This window comes from Vibrio sp. OPT46, assembly GCF_015163535.1.
GTDB classification, from domain to species: domain Bacteria; phylum Pseudomonadota; class Gammaproteobacteria; order Enterobacterales; family Vibrionaceae; genus Vibrio; species Vibrio alginolyticus.
Genome location: NZ_JADDYG010000079.1, coordinates 1 through 1,593, shown reverse-complemented (window position 1 = coordinate 1,593; position 1,593 = coordinate 1). Strand labels below are relative to the sequence as shown.

General features: G+C 39.2%; 1 protein-coding gene. It reads left to right on the top strand.

Translation table 11 applies throughout. The features are described from left to right. On the top strand, positions 1 to 1,591 hold a 1,591-nt coding region (locus tag IQR33_RS03320; RefSeq protein ID WP_228013737.1), incomplete at its 5' end, for an LPD25 domain-containing protein. Between the last annotated feature and the right edge of the window lie 2 nt (positions 1,592 to 1,593).

Below are 1,593 nucleotides of genomic sequence, written 5' to 3'. Positions count from 1 at the left end.
GAGTTATAATGTTTTTAAGTTAAGAGAACAACTTATTCTTAATCTATTTTTCCGATGCTTGGGGGCAACGATGATTAAACCAATTTCAGTTACTGTATTATTTTCTGAATCAAAAATGCTTGAAGAGAAAGATTACTCTATCGAAGATTTTGAACAACTTGCTCATGAAGTAGCTGCAAAATGCGAACTAGGGTATGAAAAGACAGATGTTAAGGTAACTTTCGATTCTGGCACGATTTTCAATATTGACCTAAGCCTGGGTCGTGGTTGCGACAAAAGTATAAAAGAGCGCCTAGGGAAGTTGAAATCGTATGTAGAAGAATTCAAGGAGCGATTGACACGAGAAGAGCTGCTTGAGTTTGGTTTTCTAACTAAGGTCGATTTAGAAGATATCGACAACAGCAAGAACAAGGCACTTTATTCCTCTATTATTGCCGAAGAAGCTAAGCGCAAGGAAGAGGAAGAAAAGAAAGCATACGAAGAAAGGCAAAAGCGCATAATGGAACATCGGAAAGCGGTAGAGGCTTTCCAGGACAACTTATCTATCCCTGAAGATGCCCAGGCGGTTATCGTTGCCAAATTTACCTCTATGAGTGATAGATCAGACCCTTATACTGATTATTATGAAACACAAACTAATAGAACCATCATCCTGGCATGGTCAAAGCACACCCGAGATCTATTTTCTGAGATGCGTAAAGCAGCGCTAAACCACCAAGACACCGCAGCCCTATCCGACAAAGAGCTTAGTACAGAGCACAGAGAAAAGTATTCTATGGGACGAGGCTTTTATCTGACAAATAAAGATTACATTCGTTGCGGTATAGAAATTAGAAAGATAGTGCTCAACACGAACGATAAAAAATCAAGTGTTCCTTATGGAGAAATAGCTATTCCAGAAAAGAAGGTTACTGGCAAGAAAACAGAAAACAGTAGTAATCAGTCCGAAGTAGACCTTAAGAACTCTATTGTTGGGAAGGCCAAGCCAATTGAGGTGATGCATCACACAAAAAAAGGCCATTTAGTTTTCGTGGTGAACTTCGAAGAAAAACAAAGCCCTGATGTTTTTAAGTCGTTGCTTTCAGTGGCTAAGGAGAACAATGGGTATTACTCAAAGTTTAAATCTGATGGCGCTATCCCAGGTTTTCATTTTACTGACCGTTCGGATGTAAATGGCTTCTTCAAATGCATTGGTATGTTGGCTGATTACTCATGCCTTAACGAGCCATCTAGTAATGGTCAGCAAGACAACTCTACCAAGGAGCCTATCAAGCTTAATCAGTCCGAATTCGTCAGCGTCGAAAGTGGAAAAGTGAAGGAAGGGCAAGGAAGTAGCTACATCAAATCTATGATTGCCAATAAGAAAAAGCAACATGAAGATGTAAAGAAATGGATTGGATTTACTAAGGTTATCACAGTACAGGTGGGTAGCTTTCCACAGGAACAGATAGATAAGCAGTCATTTCTCGATATGTCAGAGTTGTTCTTAATGTCAGAACCAATCGTTAGTAATAACACTGTGGTTTATAGCTATGAAGATACGATTTTCACACTCGAACTTGAAGCAAACATTAGCTTGAATGTACATTAGAC